At 61.1% G+C, this 18,650-nt stretch carries 17 protein-coding genes and 1 pseudogene; 12 read left to right on the top strand and 6 right to left on the bottom strand.

Going from position 1 to position 18,650, the window contains the following annotated elements; genetic code table 11:
* Positions 1-27 precede the first annotated feature (27 nt).
* The gene (locus RGV59_RS14765) at positions 28-1,758 is read left to right on the top strand and encodes a cation:proton antiporter (RefSeq protein WP_046385334.1); all 1,731 of its coding nucleotides are present in this window, start codon (positions 28-30) and stop codon (positions 1,756-1,758) included.
* Here the strand turns inward: RGV59_RS14765 and RGV59_RS14760 are convergent.
* A complete protein-coding gene (locus RGV59_RS14760) occupies positions 1,745-2,953 on the bottom strand; it encodes an ammonium transporter (RefSeq protein ID WP_026140339.1) in 1,209 nt (402 codons plus the stop codon). The two genes, RGV59_RS14765 and RGV59_RS14760, sit on opposite strands and share 14 nt — an antisense overlap.
* Before the next feature lie 346 nt (positions 2,954-3,299).
* Between RGV59_RS14760 and RGV59_RS14755 the strand changes: the two genes are divergently transcribed.
* The 10 genes and pseudogenes from RGV59_RS14755 to RGV59_RS14710 all read left to right on the top strand — a co-directional run bounded on the left by RGV59_RS14755 (position 3,300) and on the right by RGV59_RS14710 (position 13,156).
* A complete protein-coding gene (locus RGV59_RS14755; RefSeq protein ID WP_017849423.1) occupies positions 3,300-3,614 on the top strand; it encodes a DUF883 family protein in 315 nt (104 codons plus the stop codon).
* A gap of 4 nt (positions 3,615-3,618) precedes the next feature.
* Positions 3,619-4,008: a phage holin family protein gene (locus tag RGV59_RS14750; RefSeq protein ID WP_017849422.1), complete on the top strand. Its 390-nt coding sequence runs from the start codon at positions 3,619-3,621 to the stop codon at positions 4,006-4,008.
* On the top strand, positions 4,005-4,346 hold the full coding sequence (locus RGV59_RS14745) for a hypothetical protein (protein ID WP_017849421.1): 342 nt from the start codon (positions 4,005-4,007) through the stop codon (positions 4,344-4,346). Before RGV59_RS14750 ends, RGV59_RS14745 begins: the two co-directional genes overlap by 4 nt.
* Positions 4,347-4,438: 92 nt before the next feature.
* Positions 4,439-5,602, top strand: coding sequence for an EAL domain-containing protein (locus tag RGV59_RS14740; protein WP_017849420.1), 1,164 nt, complete (start codon positions 4,439-4,441; stop codon positions 5,600-5,602).
* A 71-nt stretch (positions 5,603-5,673) separates the two neighbouring features.
* On the top strand, positions 5,674-7,005 hold the full coding sequence (locus RGV59_RS14735; RefSeq protein ID WP_017849419.1) for a deoxyguanosinetriphosphate triphosphohydrolase: 1,332 nt from the start codon (positions 5,674-5,676) through the stop codon (positions 7,003-7,005).
* A 172-nt stretch (positions 7,006-7,177) separates the two neighbouring features.
* Positions 7,178-7,564, top strand: a complete 387-nt coding sequence (locus tag RGV59_RS14730; RefSeq protein ID WP_017849418.1) for a response regulator — start codon at positions 7,178-7,180, stop codon at positions 7,562-7,564.
* A gap of 255 nt (positions 7,565-7,819) precedes the next feature.
* Positions 7,820-8,044 (top strand): annotated as a pseudogene (locus tag RGV59_RS14725) (response regulator transcription factor); the annotation flags it as partial.
* 95 nt (positions 8,045-8,139) lie between these two features.
* Positions 8,140-9,102 (top strand): IS30-like element ISPsme1 family transposase, encoded by a 963-nt coding sequence (locus tag RGV59_RS14720; RefSeq protein ID WP_017846754.1) that lies wholly within the window; start codon positions 8,140-8,142, stop codon positions 9,100-9,102.
* Positions 9,048-9,512 (top strand): LuxR C-terminal-related transcriptional regulator, encoded by a 465-nt coding sequence (locus tag RGV59_RS14715; RefSeq protein ID WP_416152046.1) that lies wholly within the window; start codon positions 9,048-9,050, stop codon positions 9,510-9,512. Before RGV59_RS14720 ends, RGV59_RS14715 begins: the two co-directional genes overlap by 55 nt.
* 8 nt (positions 9,513-9,520) lie before the next feature.
* Positions 9,521-13,156, top strand: a complete 3,636-nt coding sequence (locus RGV59_RS14710) for a transporter substrate-binding domain-containing protein (protein WP_102617965.1) — start codon at positions 9,521-9,523, stop codon at positions 13,154-13,156.
* Between the two features lie 39 nt (positions 13,157-13,195).
* Here RGV59_RS14710 and RGV59_RS14705 read toward each other — a convergent pair whose 3' ends face one another.
* Both RGV59_RS14705 and RGV59_RS14700 read right to left on the bottom strand, forming a co-directional pair.
* Positions 13,196-13,678 (bottom strand): GAF domain-containing protein, encoded by a 483-nt coding sequence (locus RGV59_RS14705; protein WP_046486427.1) that lies wholly within the window; start codon positions 13,676-13,678, stop codon positions 13,196-13,198.
* On the bottom strand, positions 13,675-14,565 hold the full coding sequence (locus tag RGV59_RS14700; protein ID WP_026140337.1) for an ATP-binding protein: 891 nt from the start codon (positions 14,563-14,565) through the stop codon (positions 13,675-13,677). Before RGV59_RS14700 ends, RGV59_RS14705 begins: the two co-directional genes overlap by 4 nt.
* Before the next feature lie 169 nt (positions 14,566-14,734).
* Between RGV59_RS14700 and RGV59_RS14695 the strand changes: the two genes are divergently transcribed.
* Positions 14,735-17,044, top strand: coding sequence for a hybrid sensor histidine kinase/response regulator (locus RGV59_RS14695; RefSeq protein ID WP_126585906.1), 2,310 nt, complete (start codon positions 14,735-14,737; stop codon positions 17,042-17,044).
* On the opposite strand, the gene RGV59_RS14690 is transcribed toward RGV59_RS14695, so the two are convergent.
* From RGV59_RS14690 to msrB, 3 genes are all read right to left on the bottom strand, one after another.
* The gene (locus RGV59_RS14690) at positions 17,025-17,489 is read right to left on the bottom strand and encodes a MarR family winged helix-turn-helix transcriptional regulator (protein WP_017849412.1); all 465 of its coding nucleotides are present in this window, start codon (positions 17,487-17,489) and stop codon (positions 17,025-17,027) included. The two genes, RGV59_RS14695 and RGV59_RS14690, sit on opposite strands and share 20 nt — an antisense overlap.
* Positions 17,486-17,971, bottom strand: a complete 486-nt coding sequence (locus tag RGV59_RS14685) for a glutathione peroxidase (RefSeq protein WP_017849411.1) — start codon at positions 17,969-17,971, stop codon at positions 17,486-17,488. Before RGV59_RS14685 ends, RGV59_RS14690 begins: the two co-directional genes overlap by 4 nt.
* Positions 17,972-18,098: 127 nt before the next feature.
* Positions 18,099-18,491, bottom strand: coding sequence for a peptide-methionine (R)-S-oxide reductase MsrB (gene msrB, locus RGV59_RS14680; protein WP_046384231.1), 393 nt, complete (start codon positions 18,489-18,491; stop codon positions 18,099-18,101).
* Positions 18,492-18,650 lie beyond the last annotated feature (159 nt).

Raw genomic sequence — 18,650 nt, 5'->3', positions numbered from 1 at the left:
TCCGCTCGCCCTGCAACGGAGATGCTTGTGTTCGCCAACCTGCTGATCATTCTGGCCTCATCCCTGGTGGTGATTGCGCTGTTTCGCCGGCTGCAATTGCCGCCCGTGCTGGGCTACCTGTGCGTGGGCCTGGCCGTGGGGCCGACCGCCCTCGACTGGGTGAATGACAGCGAAAACCTGCCCGACCTCGCCGAGCTGGGCGTGGTATTCCTGCTGTTTTCCCTTGGCCTGGAGTTCTCCCTGAGCAAGATGTTCGCCCTGCGCCACGTGGTATTTGGCCTGGGCAGCTTGCAAGTGCTGGGCTGCGGGTTGCTGCTGGGAGGCCTGTTGATGGCCTTTGGCGTATCGCCGAACATCGCCTTGATGCTCGGTGCGGGGCTGGCGTTGTCGTCCACGGCCATTGTCAGCAAAGAGCTGAGCAGCCTCGGGGAAATCTTCAGCAGTCACGGCCAGAACGCGATTGGCGTGCTGCTGTTCCAGGATGTAGTGGCGGTGTTGCTGCTGACCCTGGTGCCGGTGTTCGCCGGTGGCAGCGAGCAGGCCTGGTACTGGGCGCTGCCGTTGACGCTGGCCAAGACATTGTTGTTGTTCGTCGGCCTGTTGCTCGCCAGCCGCTGGTTATTGCCGCGTCTGTTCCATGAAGTCGCCGCCTCCCATTCGGCCGAGCTGTTTGTGCTGCTGGCGCTGGTGATCGTGTTGCTGACCGCCTGGCTCACGCACCTGCTGGGCCTCTCCCCGGCGCTTGGTGCGTTCCTGGCCGGCATGCTGCTGGGGGAAAGCCATTACCGGCATCAGATCGAGGCGGATATCCGGCCGTTTCGCGACATTCTGCTGGGGCTGTTTTTCGTCAGCATCGGCATGCTCATCGACCTGCAACTGTTCATCAGCCACAGCCTGCTGATCCTCGGCCTGACCTTCACGCTGATGCTGACCAAGGGCTGCGTGGTCGCGGCGCTGGTCAAACTGCGCGGCAGCGACCGCGAAACCGCCTGGCGCAGCGGCCTGGCCCTGGCCCAGGGCGGCGAGTTCTGTTTTGCGCTGATGGCGCAGATGCAACAGAGCCGGCTGATACCGGATGAGTTCAACGGCTTGCTGCTGGCCGCCACCTTCTGTTCGATGCTGCTGACCCCGCTTTTGCTGCGCGCGGCACCGGGCATTGCCCTGCGCCTGCACCGCAAACCCAACCAGCAGGTGCAACTCGAAGCCATCACCGCGCTCAACGCCGAGTTACGCGACCATGCGGTGATCTGCGGCTATGGCCGCGTCGGGCAATCCATCGGGCGCTTTCTGCACCACGAACAACAGGCGTTTATCGCCCTGGATGACAACCCGGAACGGGTGCAGGAAGCCGCCACCGAAGACAACAGCGTGCATTACGGCGACTGCCGCCGTGGCGCCCTGCTCAGCGCGGTCGGCCTGGAACGGGCGCGGCTGGTGGTGATCGCCGTGGATAACACCGAAGTCGCCCTGCTGGTGCTGAAGGAAGCCCGCCGGATCAACGCCGACGTACCGATCCTGGTACGCACCCGCGACGACAGCCAATTAGCCGAACTGAAAGCCGCGGGCGCCAGCGAAGTAGTGCCCGAGCTGCTCGAGTCGAGCCTGATGCTCGCCTCCCACGCCCTGATCCTGCTGGGCCTGCCGGACCAGCAGGTGCAAGCGCGGGTCGATGAGGTGCGGCACAACCGCTACCGTCTGCTGCACGGCTTCTACCCGCGGGCGGCCCCTGACGAAGAGGCGCCGATCAATCCTGACTGATCGCACCGATCTTGTGGATCGACAGGTCCGCGCCGTAGTACTCCTCTTCCTGGCTCAGGCGCAGCCCGTGTACGCGCTTGATCACGCCATACACCAGCAGGCCGCCGGCAAACGCCACCAGCACACCCAACGCGGTGCCGATCAATTGGCTGATCAGGCTGACCCCGCCCAACCCGCCAAGGGCGGTCTGGCCGAAGATGCCGCAGGCAATGCCACCCCACACGCCACACAGGCCATGCAACGGCCAGACACCCAGCACATCGTCGATCTTCCAGCGATCCTGGGCGGCAATGAAGCACCACACAAACAAGCCACCGGCGACAACCCCCGTGACCAATGCGCCCACCGGATGCATCAGGTCGGAACCGGCACAAATCGCCACCAGCCCGGCCAGCGGGCCGTTGTGCAGGAAGCCGGGGTCATTGCGGCCAATCACCAGCGCCGCAACCGTACCCCCGACCATGGCCATCAGCGAGTTGACCGCCACCAGGCCGCTGACGCCGTTCAGGGTTTGTGCGCTCATCACGTTAAAGCCGAACCAGCCGACAATCAGAATCCACGAGCCCAGCGCCAGGAACGGGATGCTCGACGGCGCAAACGCGACCAGGCGCCCTTCGCGATAACGCCCGTTGCGCGGCCCGAGCAACAGCACCGCCGCCAACGCCAGCCAGCCGCCCATGGCATGCACCACCACGGAACCGGCGAAGTCATGGAAGCTGGCACCGAAGGTCGCGAGCAACCAAGCCTGCACGCCGAAATTGCCGTTCCACACCATGCCTTCGAAAAACGGGTAGATAAACGCCACGATCAGCGCGGTAGCGCACAGTTGCGGAACAAATCGTGCACGCTCGGCAATGCCCCCGGAAATGATCGCCGGAATCGCCGCGGCAAAGGTCAGCAGGAAGAAGAACTTCACCAGACCATAGCCGTGATCGGCACTGATCACCGCCGCCGGTTGCATGAAGCTCACGCCATAAGAGATCCAATAGCCTATAAAGAAATAGGCCAGGGTGGAGATCGCGAAGTCACTGAGGATTTTCGACAGGGCGTTGACTTGGTTCTTCTGACGCACGGTGCCGACTTCGAGGAAGGCAAAACCGGCGTGCATGGCCAAAACCATGACCGCACCGATCAGAATGAACAGGGTGTTGGAGCTGTGGACAAGGGTGTCCACTGCGCTTTGCAGATTTTCCATGGAGGTTGGCAGGCCTGCGATAAAGGCAAAAAGCACCAAAGCGGTTCAAGCCAGCGTTTCGCGCACTAAATTGGCACCACCGGCTCCGCCCCTCTTCTGAGGGCGTGAACCGCTTTAGCGCAGCGATCAGCACAATCGGCCATTCCCGACAGGGTTTTTCCGCGAGTTTCAGTTATATAGGGTAAGGTTTTCACCGGTTTGCGGCCCAACCGCCCAGATTCAGCGCAGCCCCAGAGGCCTGCGCACCAAGGCAAAGCAAAAGCTGTACCAGACATTTGCAATGAACCTTCACCGATACCGGTGACTCGAAACCACACGTACCGATCAGCCACTCACGGAGATAACCATGGCCAGCAAAACAGCACAGACGGCTCAAGAAATACTGATGGCGGATTTTCAAACGCTGGTCAGTGATACTGAAAAGTTGCTGGACGACACCGCCATCCTGGCCGGCGACCAGGCCGACGAGCTGCGCGCCAAGATCCACGACAGCCTGCTCAAGGCCCGTGAAACCCTGCAACTGACCGAAGACTCCCTGCGCGACCGCAGCAAGGCCGCCGTCACCGCGACCGAAGATTATGTGCAGGCCAACCCTTGGCAATCAGTGGGCATTGCCGCCGGCGTGGGCTTCTTGATCGGTCTGTTGGCTACAAGGCGCTAATCCTATGTCTATCGGCGAATCCGGCTCGTCCACGGGCCCAAGTTCAACGTCCCGACGCCTGGGCGCAGCCGTACTGGGCTTGCTGCACAGCCATGTCGAACTGTTCGGCATCGAGCTGCAGGAGCAGAAAGCGCGCACCGTCAGCCTGCTGCTGTTTGCCGGGCTGGCCCTGGTGTTTGCCCTGCTGTTGCTGGTGGGGTTGTCGACATTGGTGATGATTCTGGTGTGGGACACCGGCTACCGCCTGACCGGAATCATCTGCCTCTGCGTGTTCTATACCCTGGCCGCTGCATTCTGCGGTGTGCGCTTGAAGGCGGCGGTGTTCGATGAGTCCACGCCGTTCCACGCCACCCTCGAAGAGCTGGCCAATGACCGGGAGCGCCTGCTGCCATGAGCCTGACTGAAATCCCACCCACCAACTCGCGCCGGGAAATGCGCAAGGCATTGATCCGCCTGCGCATGGAAATGCACCGCCAGGAAATCCGCCACGAGTCCCAGCAACTGATGGCGCCCCTGAATAAGGTGCGCAACATGGGCCAACACTGGCAGGACAGCCTGGGCATCAAGCATGCGCCGCTGTGGGGCGTGGCCGCAGTGACGCTGATCGGCTTCTTTACCGGCAAGGGCGCCAAGGGCGGCAGTCTCAGCAGCCTGACCCGCCTGGTGCGACTGGGCGCCGGTTTGATCCCACTGATCAAATTAGCCATGCAGGGCGCCTCACGCAAAGGTTGAGGCTTGCTGGCTGCATTCTTGCAAACAGAATCGGCCCGGCCCTCGTCAACGAGGGCCGGGCACTTTGTTGCCAACGTTTTTAAGGAGGCCCCGTGATCGACGGGCAACCGCTCGCCTGCTTCCAACCCTTCATCGACACCGCCACCGGGCGCATCGCCGGCGTCGAGGCTCTCGGCCGCCTGCGCCAGGCTGACGGTCGCCTGCTGTCGGTCGGCCCATTGTTCGCCGACCCGCGCACCTCGGGCGTGGCCTTGCGGCGCCTGGACCGGCAGATCCGCGACAACGCCTTGAGCCGTCTGCACGAGGCACCGCAGGACTGGTTTCTGAGCCTGAATATCTCGCCGCGCTGGATCAATCGCCTGCGCGCCGGCCAGGCCCTGCCCAGTTTGCAACAGGTGCAGGCTCACGGCGTCGATCCACAGCGCATCGTGTTCGAGATCACTGAACTGGGCGGCGATATCCAGCGCCTGGCCGACGTGGTGGCGCGCTATCGCGAGGCCGGCGCGCGCATCGCCATCGATGACTTCGGCGCCGGTTATTCGCAACTCGACCGCGTGCTGGCGTTGCAGCCGGACATTCTCAAGCTGGACATGCGCCTGTTTCAGGAGGCCGCCAAAGGGGGCCCCAGCAGTGAAGTGGTGCGGGCACTGGCGCAAATGGCGGAAAAAACCGGCTGCTGGATCATTGCCGAAGGGGTGGAGACTGAGGCGCAGTTGAGTTTTGCGCTGGAATGCGGCTCGCGGTATGTGCAGGGCTATCTGTTTGCCCAGGCGCAACTGGACTGGTTCGCCGCCGATGCTTTCGTGCCGCGCTTCGCCCAACTGCGTGGCGCCTACGTGCAGAAAAAACTCGCCGAACGCGGACGCATCATGCAATTGCGCCAACAACTGGCCGAACTGATGAAAATCCTCCAGACCTGGGCCCAGGGCCAGGCGCCGCTGAGCCATTTGCCGCAATTGCCGGATTATCCCTGGCTGCTGCGGTTCTACCAGTGCGACCGGCATGGCACCCAACTGACCCCCAATTTCGAATGGCGCCAGGACGCCTGGCAAGCCGACAGCCGCTACCTCGGCCACAATTGGTCGTGGCGCCCGTATTTCTATCATCTGCTGGCCGAAGGCTGGGACGAGCGCCGCTTGACGCTGTCTTCGACCTACCGCGACGCCACCACCAACCAGTATTGCCTGACCGCCGGACAATTCTTCGATAACGGTCAGCGCTTGCTGTTAATCGATATCGACGCGGTCGGCCTGTAGATTTTCGCTTGCCCCGCCCACCCGGAACCGGGAAGCTGGGTGAGTCATTCACCGCACGGAGAGTACCCGCCTTGGATTGGCCCACCCTGCTGACTCGCGAACGTCTTGGAAAGCCCCTGCACAGCCCGGAAGAATTGGGCCGTAGCCCGTTTCACAAAGACCATGACCGCATCATTTTCTCCGGCGCGTTCCGCCGCCTGGGGCGCAAGACTCAAGTCCACCCGGTGTCGAGCAACGACCATATCCACACCCGTCTGACCCACTCCCTGGAAGTCAGCTGCGTCGGCCGCTCCCTCGGCATGCGCGTGGGCGAAACCCTGCGCAGCGCCCTGCCCGAGTGGTGCGACCCGAGCGACCTGGGCATGGTGGTGCAATCGGCCTGCCTGGCCCATGACATCGGCAACCCGCCCTTCGGGCACTCCGGCGAAGACGCCATCCGCCATTGGTTCCAGCAGGCCGCCGGGCGCGGCTGGCTGGACGACATGAGCGTGGCCGAGCGCAATGACTTCCTCAATTTCGAAGGCAACGCCCAGGGTTTCAGAGTGCTGACCCAGCTGGAATACCACCAGTTCGACGGCGGCACGCGGCTGACCTACGCGACCTTGGGCACCTACCTGAAATACCCGTGGACCGCCCGCCATGCGGACTCCCTGGGCTACAAGAAACACAAGTTCGGCTGCTACCAGAGCGAACTGCCGATCCTTGAGCAGATCGCCCACAAGCTCGGCCTGCCGCAACTGGAAGAACAACGCTGGGCGCGCCATCCGCTGGTGTACTTGATGGAGGCCGCGGACGACATCTGCTACGCGCTGATCGACCTGGAAGACGGCTTGGAAATGGACTTGCTGCAATATGCCGAAGTCGAGTCGCTGCTGCTCGACCTGGTCGGCGACGACCTGCCGCAAACCTACCGGCAACTGGGCGCCCAGGATTCACGGCGGCGCAAACTGGCGATCCTGCGCGGCAAAGCCATCGAACACCTGACCAACGCCGCCGCACGCGCTTTCGTCGAACAACAGGACGCCTTGCTCGCCGGCACCTTGCACGGTGATCTGGTCGAGCATATGCACGGCCCCGCCAAGCGCTGCGTGCTGGATGCCAAGGACATGGCGCGCAAGAAAATCTTCCAGGACAAGCGCAAGACCCTGCATGAAATCGGCGCCTACACCACCCTGGAAATCCTCCTCAACGCCTTCTGCGGGGCGGCGCTTGAACAGCACGGCGGGCGCACGCCGTCGTTCAAGAACCGGCGCATCCTCGACCTGCTGGGCAACAGTGCCCCCGACCCGGCCTGGTCGCTGCACGCCTCGTTCCTGCGGATGATCGATTTCATCGCCGGCATGACCGACAGCTACGCCACCGAGATGGCGCGGGAAATGACCGGGCGTTCCAGCCCGCAATAGATGACTGATCCAGCTGCCTGTTGCCTGAACAGAATCTACCTACGAAGGGAACAGAGCGGCCTGATCGAATCAGTACAAACACCCGATGAATAATCACGCACGCTCTTAAAGGGCATAGGGCGCCTTCCTACGCCCCGCCCAATCGCCGCTTGACTCACCGTGTGCCCTTCCTATGTTCAAGAATTGCCTTCGCATCCTGTTGGTGGAGGATCACCCCTTTCAGCTCCTGGCAACCCAGTGCCTGCTCAACAGCTTCGGCTTCGAGCACCTGACCCTGGCGGAAAACGCCGAACAGGCGATCCGCTTGATGACCCAGTCCGAACGGCCCTTCGACCTCATGTTGTGCGACCAATGCCTGCCAGATCTGCCCGGGCTTGAGTTAGTCGAAATCGCCGGTCGGCGGGGGTTTATCGCAGGGGCGATCCTGCTGAGCGGCCTGCCCCTGCCCGAACTGGCGAATCTGAAGACTCAAGCCTTACAACGTAACTTGCCGTTACTTGGTTATTTATCAAAACCGTTAAACCGGGACGAACTAATGACGCTGATAAGCCCGCTGTAAATGTAGGAATTTAAACATCTCCATATAGGAAAAACTTACCACAATAACCGCTTAACCGGTGGGCCAAGGCCCGAACCCACATCGCCGACCGAATTCTGAAACAGACGTCCACAAAGCCTTGATAGATCGTAAGGCAATACCTTTTTTAATGTAGGAATATTCCTGTTCTGTATCTACGCCCCCTCACCTCCATGCTCCCGCCTCGCCTTCTGAGCTAATGTGCCCGCTTTATTTGCACTTGCATGGAATGTGATTATGAACACAGTTTTCATCATTGATGACCATCCTGTTATCAGGCTGGCGATTCGTATGTTGTTGGAACACGAAGGCTATAAAGTCGTCGGCGAAACGGATAACGGTTGTGATGCAATACAAATGGTTCGCGAATGCCTTCCAGACCTGATCATTCTGGATATCAGTATTCCAAAACTTGATGGCCTCGAAGTGCTGTGCCGATTTAACGCAATGAATACTTCGATCCTGAATTCATAGAATAAGTGCAACGTTTGAAACGATAGGCAGAGAGTCAGCCACCGGTAGAATCCAGGCTCTCACACCGAAGGATTCAAGCGCAGATGACTACGCATTACCGGCAGCTGACTCAGGGCCAACGTTACCAGATTGAGGCCGGTCTGAGCGCCGGAAAAAGCCAGGCAAGCATCGCGAAACAGGTTGGCGTACATCCCTCGACGATCAGTCGTGAGGTTCGCCGCAACAGCTCCCAGAAGACCTACAAAGCGGTTGCTGCGACCCATGAAAGTGATGCCCGTCGAGCGCAGGCGCGCAAGCACTGCAAGCCATTAACGTGGTTCAGCCATTATCTGCCGCTCTGGCTAAAACACGGTATGAGCCCGGAGCAGATTGCTCAGCGCCTGAAGCAAGAGCAGCCGGAGCGCGCGGTCAGTCACGAGTGGATTTATCGGTTTATCGCCACCGACAAACACGCAGGTGGCGAGTTATACAAGTATTTGCGGCACCGCAGGAAGCTGTACCGAAAACGCTACGGAAGCCACGACCGGCGCGGACAGTTGCGTAATCGCGTATCGATAACCGAGCGCCCTGCTGAGGTCGAAGCCCGCGAGCGTCTAGGTGATTGGGAGGGTGACACGGTGCATGGCGTAGGCGGCAATCTGGTCACGCTGGTTGATCGTAAAAGCGGCTACCTGAGCGCCTATCCGGTCAAGCGCAGGACGCGCCGGCAGGTAACGCGGGCGATCAATCTGTTGCTCAAGGGGCATGCTGTTCACACGCTGACGCTGGATAACGGGAAGGAGTTTGCCGGGCATGAACGCATTGCGCATCGGAGCCAGTGCCAAGTCTTTTTTGCAGAACCCTATTCATCCTGGCAGCGAGGCACTAATGAAAATACCAACGGCCTGCTCCGGCAGTATTTTCCCAAGGGCGGCGACTTCAGCAAGCTGACCGTCGAGGCGGTCAGTCGCGTGGTAACGAAGATCAATTTACGCCCGCGAAAACGCCTGGGCTGGAAGACGCCGTACGAAGTTTATGCAGGGGTGAGCGTTGCACTTATGTGTTGAATTCAGGGATGAAAACCCTGATTCTGACGGCCCAATGCCCAACCCTGTTCGCCACCCGCTGCATGCGCTCGGGCGCCGACGGCTATGTGTGCAAAGAGGGCGACCTGAGTGAACTGCTGAGTGCCATCCGCGCTGTATTATCCGGCTACAACTACTTCCCCAGCCAGGCATTGAACGCCTGCGGCCCGGACAGTAATTCCCAGGAACTGGAACTGTTCAAGGCAGTGAACGATCGCGAATTAATGGTCTTGCAACTTTTTGCACAAGGTCGCACCAACAAGGAAATTGCCAAAGGTATGTTTCTCAGTAACAAAACCGTCAGCACCTACAAAAAGAGGCTTATGCAAAAACTCAAAGCCAAGTCCTTGGTAGAACTTATCGAGTTGGCAAAACGAAACGCGCTAGTGTGAGAAAGCGGATGCCCAGGCGTATAAAGGACTATCTGATCATATTGAGCGCAGGCGTGTGCTTGAGCACCTCTGTGCTCGCTGCTCAAACGGAACCGGAACACTTCACCTTATTGAGCCGCGCAGGCGCCGTTCAACTGGACACTCAACTGGACAAGACGCAACGCCAGTGGCTGCAGAACAAACGCGAACTGGTACTCGGCGCGGCAGCTCCCGATTACCCGCCCTTCGACCTCACGTCCAGCGGACGCGACTATGAGGGGCTCACGGCCGATTACGCCGGGCTGTTGGCCAAGGCGCTGGCGCTCCCCGTCAGAGTGCTGCGCTACCCCAACCGGGAAGCCTCCATTCAGGCGCTTGAAGCCGGTGAAATAGACCTGCTGGGCTCGTCCAATGGCTTTGAGGCCACCAACCCGCTGCTCACCCTTTCAGCACCGTATGCCGTGGACCAGCCAGTGCTGGTGACACGCGAGGGCGAAACCCGCAGCCTCAGTGAGGGCCTGGCCGGGCTGCGCCTGAGCCTGGTCTATCACTACCTGCCGCTGGGCGAAGTCGAGAAGCTGTATCCTGAGGCGACCATCCACACCTACCCCTCTTATCAGAACGCCCTGAATGCAGTGGCATTCGACCAGGCGGATGTGTTTCTCGGCGACACCATTTCCACCCATTACATGATCAACAAGGGCTACCTGAAAAATATCCGCATGGCCAACTTCGGCAAGCACGAAGCCTATGGTTTCAGCTTTGCCGTGCGCCAGGACCAGCACACCCTCTTGAGCATCCTCAACGCGGTGCTGGCGGCGGTGCCGACCAATGAGCAGGAGAGCATTGCCAAACGCTGGAGTGCGGGCAGCGACATCCTGCTCACCGCGCAAAAACTGCAACTGACGCAACGCGAGGAACGTTGGCTGAAGGCGCACCCGGTGGTCCGGGTAATCGCCAACGAAACCTTCGCGCCATTGACCTTCTTCGATGCTGACGGCAACTTCCGCGGCATCACCGCCGACCTCCTGGAGCTGATCCGCCTGCGCACCGGGTTGCGCTTCGAGATCCTGCGCGCACGCGATGTCAACGCGATGATCGAGCAAGTCGATACCGGCAAAGCCGACCTCATCGGCGCCATCATTCCCAGCACGGAACGCGAAGCTCAACTGAACTTCAGTCGTCCCTATCTGGAAAACTCCTACGTATTGCTCACGCGCAAGGAACCCGACGCCCCATCAAATCTTGAACAGATGGCAGGCAAGCGCCTGGCGATTACCCAAGGCAACCCTCTGGAAAGCCTTCTGCGCAAGGATTTCCCGCACATTCACCTGGTGGAAACCAGTGACACCTTCAAGGCCTCGGAACTCCTGGCCCAAGGGCATGTGGAAGGCGCGGTGAACTCGTTGGTGATCGCCAACTATTTCCTGTCCTCCCAAGTGTTTCAGGACAAACTGCAGATCAGCGGCAGCATCGGCACCCTCCCCGCAGTCTTTGCGCTGGCCACGTCACGGGGTGCCACCGAGTTGAGCGCGATCCTCGACAAGGCGCTGCTGAGCATCGCCCCCGATGAGCTCGGGGTGATCAACAGCCGTTGGCGAGGCTACGCCGCCGCCTCCGACAGCTACTGGCGCAACTACCACCACCTGATTGCCCAGATCATCCTCGTCACCGGCCTGCTGCTGCTGATTTCCCTGACCTGGAACGCCTACATGCGCCGGGAGATCAAGCACCGCAAGATGGCCGAACGCGCCCTCAACGACCAGTTCGAATTCATGCGCGCACTGGTCAACGAAACGCCGCACCCGATCTATGTCCGCGACCGCAACGGCCTATTGCAGACCTGCAACGACAGCTACCTGCAGGTGTTCGACGTCAAGCGCGAAGAGGTCATCGGCAAAAGTGTGATGCAGATGAGCACGGCCCAGGCAACCGAAGCGGCTCAGTATCACGCCGACTATCTGCGCGTGGTCGCCGAGGGCAACCCGCTGATCCTTGATCGCACCCTGCTCATCAATGGCAAAAAGCTGACGATCTACCACTGGATATTGCCCTACCGCGACTCCACCGGCGAAGTCCAGGGCATCATCGGCGGCTGGATCGACATCAGCGAACGACGCCAGCTGTTCGATGAGCTGCGCGCCGCCAAGGAACGTGCCGACGAAGCCAACCGCGCCAAGAGCACCTTTCTGGCAACCATGAGCCACGAAATCCGCACCCCGATGAACGCGGTGATCGGCATGCTCGAACTGACCCTCAAGCGCGCCGACCAGGGGCATCTCGACCGCCCGGCGATCGAAGTCGCCTACCACTCGGCCAAGGACCTGCTGGAGCTGATCGGCGATATTCTGGACATCGCGCGGATCGAATCCGGCCGCCTGAGCCTGGCACCGGAGCGTGTGAACCTGCGGGAAGTGATCGAGTCGGTAGTGCGGGTATTCGACGGCCTGGCACGCCAGAAAACCCTGAGTTTGCTGCTGGAGTTCAAGCCCGAGCTCGATGACACCGACGTGCTGATCGACCCGCTGCGCTTCAAGCAGGTGCTGTCCAACCTGGTGAGCAATGCGATCAAGTTCACCGAGCGCGGGCAGGTAAAGATCAAGGTGCAGGTGCAAGCCACCGAATTGGCACAGCAGGTCGAAATGAAGCTGGTGGTCGAAGACACGGGGATCGGCATCAGCCGCGACGACCAGTTGCGCCTGTTCGAACCCTTTGCCCAGGCCGACAATTCCGGGCAATTGGCCCGCAGCGGCGCGGGCCTGGGGCTGGTGATCTGCCGCAGTCTGTGCGCGATGATGGGCGGGCAACTGAGCCTAAGCAGCGTGCCCATGGTCGGCACCCAGGTGCATGTCAGCCTGAAGATGAACTGCCTGCAGCCCATCCAGGCCGCGGACGACCCCCTGCCGGCCGCGCCCGCACCGGCGCCGGTGCTCAACGTGCTGGTGGTGGATGATCATCCGGCGAATCGCCTGCTGATGTGCCAGCAACTGGGTTACCTGGGCCACCAGTTCACCGCAGCCCAACATGGCGCCGCCGGGTTCCAGGCCTGGCGCCAGGCCCACTTCGACCTGGTGATCGCCGACTGCAACATGCCCATCATGAATGGCTATGAGTTAAGCCGCTCGATCCGTGAGTATGAGCAGCGGGAGCAACTGACACCCTGCGTGGTCCTGGGGTTTACCGCCAACGCCCAGCCCGAAGAGAAGCTGCGCTGCGCCGAAGCCGGGATGAACGACTGCCTGTTCAAACCGATCAGCCTCACGGCGCTGGAACGGCAACTGGCGCAGATCGCGCCGCAGCCGTCCGGCCCGCGACTCGACCTCAGCCACCTGGATGCGCTGACGGGCGGCGATCCGCAACTGACTCGGCGGCTGCTTGAGGAACTGCTGAGCAGCAGTTGTCACGATCGCCAGATATTGGTCACGTTGTGGGCCCAGCAGGCTTCACTGCAGGACATCATCGAGCAGGCCCACAAGATCAAGGGCGCTGCGCGTATCGTCCAGGCCAGTGTACTGGCGGCGCAATGCGAAGCGCTGGAGCAGGCCTGCGCCCGCGGCGATGATCGGGCGGTGATCGAAACCGGTATCAAGACCCTGGAAAAGTGCATGCTGGAACTGGAGCGCCTGCTGCACATGCAACTCAACGGCCTGGGCTCTCCAGGGTAGGCAGGAGCGCGCCGCACGGCCCGCCCCCGCAACGGTCGGTCAGCAGTCGGTCAGGCGCAGGAAAATCGCCGCCAACTGCTCGATACCAACCTGGTCTTGCGCGGTAAACCGGGCCAGCGACGGGCTGTCGAGGTCGAGGACGCCAATCAGTCGGCCATCCTTGACCAGCGGCACCACCAGTTCACTGTTCGATGCGCTGTCACAGGCGATATGCCCCGGGAACGCATGCACATCTTCAACCCGCTGGGTCTGGCGCGACGCGGCCGCCGCACCGCACACGCCACGCCCGAACGGAATGCGTACACACGCGATCTGCCCCTGGAACGGCCCCAACACCAACTCGTCGTGACGGTTGAGGTAGAAACCGGCCCAGTTCAAATCATCCAACTGATTGAACAAAAACGCAGAGAACTGCGCGCTGTTGGCGATGAAATCGCGCTCATCGGCCAGCAGCGACTCCAACTGCGCACACAACATGGCATAGCCATCCAGACCGCTGCCGGCCTGCTGCAAATCGATCATGGTTGACGCTCCAGCAATTTGAGGCCCACCCAGTAACGGGCGAATTGATACGCGCAACGGCCGTTGCGGTTGCCACGCCCGGTGGCCCAGCGCACGGCGAGGATATCGAGGTCTTCATCACGCTGCCACTGCAGGCCGGCCTTGCGCGCCAGCTCGCCGATCCAGTGTTCCACCACGTTCAGGAAATGTTCCTGAGTGAATGGGTAGAACGACAGCCACAGGCCAAAACGATCGGACAAGGCGATCTTGTCTTCCACCGCCTCACTCGGGTGCAGCTCGCCATCCACGCGTTTCCAGTTATCGTTGTCGCTCTGGTTTTCCGGCACCAGGTGACGACGGTTGGACGTGGCATACAGCAGCACGTTTTCCGGCGCCTGTTCCAGTGAGCCGTCCAGCACACTCTTGAGCACGCGGTAATCGCCTTCACCGGCCTCGAACGACAGGTCATCGCAGAACAGAATGAAACGCTGCGGCAGCTTGAGCAGTTGTTCGACCACACGCGGCAGGTCGGCGAGGTGATCGCGTTCGATTTCGATCAAGCGCAAACCGGCGCTGGCGTGCTGGGCGAGCAAGGCGCGCACCATCGACGATTTCCCCGTGCCGCGCGAGCCCCACAGCAGCGCATGGTTGGCGGGCAGGCCGTCGAGGAACTGTTGGGTGTTGCGCGCCAATGTTTCACGCTGCTTGTCCACACCGATCAGGTCGGACAGGCGCATGTCCAGGCTGACCTCCAGCGGCAGCAGGAAGCCGCTGCGACCCTCACGCTGCCAACGGGCCGCAAGGCATTGGTTCCAGTCGATGGTTTGGCGCGGGGCTGGCAACAGGGGTTCCAGGCGCGCGAGTACGGCATCGGCACGCTCAAGAAAGGCATTCAATCGAGAATCCACGACTATTCCTCTGGCAAGTTCTTGTAAAAGATGGCGTATTGGCAACCCTGCGGCCGAGCGCTCCGGGCTGCACCTCTAAAACTGACGATTCGTACCGGGCAAGCCTGAACCTGTGGATGTTCAGCTATGCTTGCCGGGCGAAGGGAAACGTGAAGTGGTTCAACACTCGATGGATATCAAGTTCGCCCACCGCTTGTCTTATAAACAAGCCAGATTGACTGTGCTGGTCGGTTTCGTCTTGGGAACCTTGCTCAGCCTGATCCAGATCGGCATTGATTATGCCAGCGAAGACGCATCCATCAACCGTGAAATTCGTTCGCTGATTGAAATCAGCCATAACCCGGCGTCGCGCATCGCCTACAACATCGACGCCGAGTTGGCCCAGGAGCTGACCCTCGGCCTGTTGCACTCCCCCGCCATCATTCAGGCGCGGTTGACCGACAACAACGGCGTGGTACTGGCCGACGTCGGACGGCCGCGCAAGGAAAGCCCCTACCGGCCCGTCAGCGATTTCCTGTTCGGCGCCAACCGCCAGTTTGAAGACCGGTTGTTCCTCAGCCATATGCCCAACGAATCCCTTGGCGTGCTGCGCCTCGACGTAGACACCTACGCCTTTGGTAGCCGCTTCCTACACCGTGCCGAGGTCACCCTGATCAACGGGTTTGTACGCAGCCTGCTGCTGACCGGGATCCTGCTGGGCCTGTTCTATGTGATGCTGACCCAACCGCTGGTACGCATCATTCGCGAGCTGAGCACGCGCAGGCAGACGCGCCTGGATTGCCCGCCGGGGCACGAGCACGATGAAATCGGCGTGCTGGTCAACATGGCCAACCAGCAATTCGACACCCTGGAAACCGAGATCCAGCAGCGCCGTCACGCCGAGGACCGCCTCACCGAGTACCTGGGGCAACTGGAAAACATCGTCTCGGCGCGCACGCTGGAGCTCAAGGCCAGCAACCAGCGCTTGAGCCAGTCCAACGATGAGTTGGAAGCAGCAAAAATGAACGCGCTGGGCATGGCTCAGGCGCGGGCGGCGTTCCTGGCCAATATGAGTCACGAAATCCGCACGCCGCTCAATGGGTTGCTGGGCATGATCGCGCTGTCGCTGGACAGCCCGCTCAACGCCGAGCAGCGCCAGCAACTGTCGATCGCCCATGACTCCGGCAAGGTGCTGGTGGAACTGCTCAACGATATCCTCGACCTGTCCAAGTTCGACGCGGGCCAGTTGGAGCTGGAGCACATCCCGTTCGACCTCGGCGCGCTGGTGGAAGACACCGCCAACCTGTTATCGCAGAACGCCGCGCCGAGTGTCGAACTGACGTGCCTGATCGACCCGCAGTTCCCGGCGCAGGTGCTCGGCGACCCGACACGTGTGCGGCAGATCGTCAGTAACCTGCTGTCCAACGCCTTGAAGTTCACGCGCTTCGGCCGCGTGGATGTGCGCCTCAGCGCCCAGGATGGCCGAGTAAAAATCGAAGTGTGCGACACCGGGATCGGCATTGCCCAGGACGCGCAGGTGAAGATCTTCCAGCCGTTCACCCAGGCTGGCGCGGGCATCACCCGCCAGTTTGGCGGCACCGGCCTGGGCCTGGCGCTGACCCATAACCTGTGCGAGGCGATGCACGGTCGGCTGAGCATCAGTTCGGAAGTCGGCTTCGGCAGCCAGTTCTGCGCCGACCTGCCGCTGCCCGCCCATTTGCCTGCGCCCCGGCTCGCGCCGCTGACGGGCGAAGTCATTGCAATCACCAGTGCCGACAGCGGCCTGGCGGAGCTGCTCAGCACCCTGCTACCTCACTGGGGGCTGACAGTGCATTGCTATTCTATCGATGAGGACTTGAGCGGGAAAAACCCCGACTTGTTGATCACGGACTGCCCGGAGTGCCTGTTTCGCCTGCGCCCGGCCATCACTGCGCCGATCCTGCTGGTGACCGCCTATGGCAATTTCATGCCCAGTGAGGAAGTCGCGGCCCTGGCGCCGTTGCAGCAACAGGCGCGCCCTTTGAGCCGCAACGCGCTGTACCAGATCCTGCAACGTAATCTGCGCAGCGACGCGCACTTGATCCTCGACCCGATCGCACTCGATGCCACGCCCCTGGTCCACCGGGCACGCATCCTGCTGGTGGAGGACAACCCGGTCAATCAGCTGGTGGCCAAGGGCATGCTCAGCAAGTTGGGCTGCGAAGTGATCGTCGCCGCCCATGGTGGCGAAGCGCTCAAGTTCCTCGAAGAACAGCACTTCGACATGGTGTTGATGGACTGCAACATGCCGGTGATGGATGGCTACGAGGCCAGTCGGCAGATTCGTCGCAGCGGGCGCTGGCCGGACCTGCCCATTGTCGCCCTGACCGCCAACGCGCTGTCGGAAGAACGCGAGCGTTGCCGGGCGGCGGGGATGAATGACTACCTGGCCAAGCCGTTTCGCCGCGAAGAACTCAATGCGTTGCTGGACCTGTGGGTGCCTAAGACGACAAGTCTCTGATCTGCGCGAGCAATTGGTCCAACCCCTCGCGCAAGGCATCGGCCTGGTTGAGGTCGACACCGCTGTCGCACAGCAAGCGGGTTTTCAACTGATGGGCCTGGCCGCGCAACTGCAGCCCGGCGTGGCTCAGGCTCAAATGCACTTCGCGTTCATCCTGCGCGCTGCGCTGGCGCCTCACTAACCCAAGCTGCTCCAGGCGCTTGAGCAGCGGCGTCAGCGTGCCCGAATCGAGCATCAAGCGCTCGCCCAGGGCCTTGACCGTGGGCTGGGGCGGCGTCGCGTGGTGCCATTCCCACAACACCAGCATCACCACGTATTGCGGGTAGGTCAGGCCCAACTGGTCAAGCATCGGTTTATAGGCGCGGGTCACCGCGCGCGATGCGGCGTAGAGTTTGAAACACAGCTGGTTGTCCAGCGCCAGGGACACGGTGGGCAGGTCGGTCATTTGAGCAGGGCTTCGATCTCTTGGGTCAACTCCTGGGGCTTGGTGGTTGGCGCAAAGCGCTTGACCACCTGGCCGTCGCGACCGATGAGGAACTTGGTGAAATTCCACTTGATGCCCTTGGAACCCAGCAGGCCCGGCGCGCGTTTTTTCAACTGCACGAACAGCGGGTGGGCAGCGCCGCCATTGACGTCGATCTTCTTGAACAACGGGAAGCTGACGCCGAAATTCAGCTCGCAGAACTCGGCAATCGCGCCTTCGTTGCCCGGTTCCTGCTTGCCGAACTGGTTGCACGGAAACCCCAGCACCACCAGGCCCTGGTCCTTGTACTGCTGCCAGAGTTGCTCCAGGCCCTTGTACTGCGGGGTGAAGCCGCATTTGCTGGCAGTGTTGACCACGAGAATGGCCTTGCCGGCAAAATCGGCCAAGGTCTTTTGCTCACCCTTGATGGTGGTGCAAGGGATGCTCAGCAGGTTGTCGCTCATGGCAATGCCTCGGATCAGGAGAAAGAAGGCAAAACATAGCGAGCAATTCAATTGCGTGCAATTGAATTGATCAAACTGATAGCCCGGTATACATCGCCCCCGCGCAAGACGCAGGGGCGACTCAGGCTCAGCGCGGCACGAGGTCCAGGCACACCGAGTTGATGCAATAGCGCAGGCCGGTCGGCGGCGGGCCATCCGGGAACACATGCCCCAGGTGCGCGTCGCACTTGGCGCAGGTGACTTCGGTGCGGATCATGCCGTGGCTGACATCGCGGATCTCGATCATCGCGCTGTCGGCGATCGGTGCGTAGAAGCTGGGCCAGCCGCAGCCGGAATCGAACTTGGTGGTAGAGTCGAACAGTGGCTCATTGCAGCAGATGCAGTGATACACGCCGTCGGTCTTGGTGGCATTGTACTTGCCGGAAAACGGCCGTTCGGTGCCCTTCAGGCGGCACACGTTGTATTGCTCCGGATCGAGCATCGCTTTCCATTCTTCAATGGTTTTCTGCAGCTTTTCCATCAGTACACCTCGGCAACTGAAAAACCCTGATCTGTGTCTTTTCCAGGGATCAGGCGGCACGTATGATTGCGCCTCTTCAACCCGGCAGTCTGGCACCCGCGTTAGCGGCATTCAAACGTATTTATGGGTGCGACCAACGCAGGATTCTCAGCACGGTAG

The organism is Pseudomonas sp. FG1 (assembly GCF_034313875.1).
GTDB lineage: Bacteria > Pseudomonadota > Gammaproteobacteria > Pseudomonadales > Pseudomonadaceae > Aquipseudomonas > Aquipseudomonas veronii.
Note: the sequence above shows the minus strand (reverse complement) of the source record. Positions and strands in the feature narration are given on the sequence as shown.

What these genes read in the sequence shown, in the direction of transcription:
- RGV59_RS14760 (WP_026140339.1), bottom strand. Translation starts at nt 2,953, where the DNA reads ATGGAAAATCTGCAAAGCGCAGTGGACACCCTTGTCCACAGCTCCAAC.
- RGV59_RS14755 (WP_017849423.1), top strand. Translation starts at nt 3,300, where the DNA reads ATGGCCAGCAAAACAGCACAGACGGCTCAAGAAATACTGATGGCGGAT.
- RGV59_RS14750 (WP_017849422.1), top strand. Translation starts at nt 3,619, where the DNA reads ATGTCTATCGGCGAATCCGGCTCGTCCACGGGCCCAAGTTCAACGTCC.
- RGV59_RS14745 (WP_017849421.1), top strand. Translation starts at nt 4,005, where the DNA reads ATGAGCCTGACTGAAATCCCACCCACCAACTCGCGCCGGGAAATGCGC.
- RGV59_RS14730 (WP_017849418.1), top strand. Translation starts at nt 7,178, where the DNA reads ATGTTCAAGAATTGCCTTCGCATCCTGTTGGTGGAGGATCACCCCTTT.
- RGV59_RS14720 (WP_017846754.1), top strand. Translation starts at nt 8,140, where the DNA reads ATGACTACGCATTACCGGCAGCTGACTCAGGGCCAACGTTACCAGATT.
- RGV59_RS14710 (WP_102617965.1), top strand. Translation starts at nt 9,521, where the DNA reads ATGCCCAGGCGTATAAAGGACTATCTGATCATATTGAGCGCAGGCGTG.
- RGV59_RS14705 (WP_046486427.1), bottom strand. Translation starts at nt 13,678, where the DNA reads ATGATCGATTTGCAGCAGGCCGGCAGCGGTCTGGATGGCTATGCCATG.
- RGV59_RS14695 (WP_126585906.1), top strand. Translation starts at nt 14,735, where the DNA reads ATGGATATCAAGTTCGCCCACCGCTTGTCTTATAAACAAGCCAGATTG.
- RGV59_RS14690 (WP_017849412.1), bottom strand. Translation starts at nt 17,489, where the DNA reads ATGACCGACCTGCCCACCGTGTCCCTGGCGCTGGACAACCAGCTGTGT.
- RGV59_RS14685 (WP_017849411.1), bottom strand. Translation starts at nt 17,971, where the DNA reads ATGAGCGACAACCTGCTGAGCATCCCTTGCACCACCATCAAGGGTGAG.
- msrB (WP_046384231.1), bottom strand. Translation starts at nt 18,491, where the DNA reads ATGGAAAAGCTGCAGAAAACCATTGAAGAATGGAAAGCGATGCTCGAT.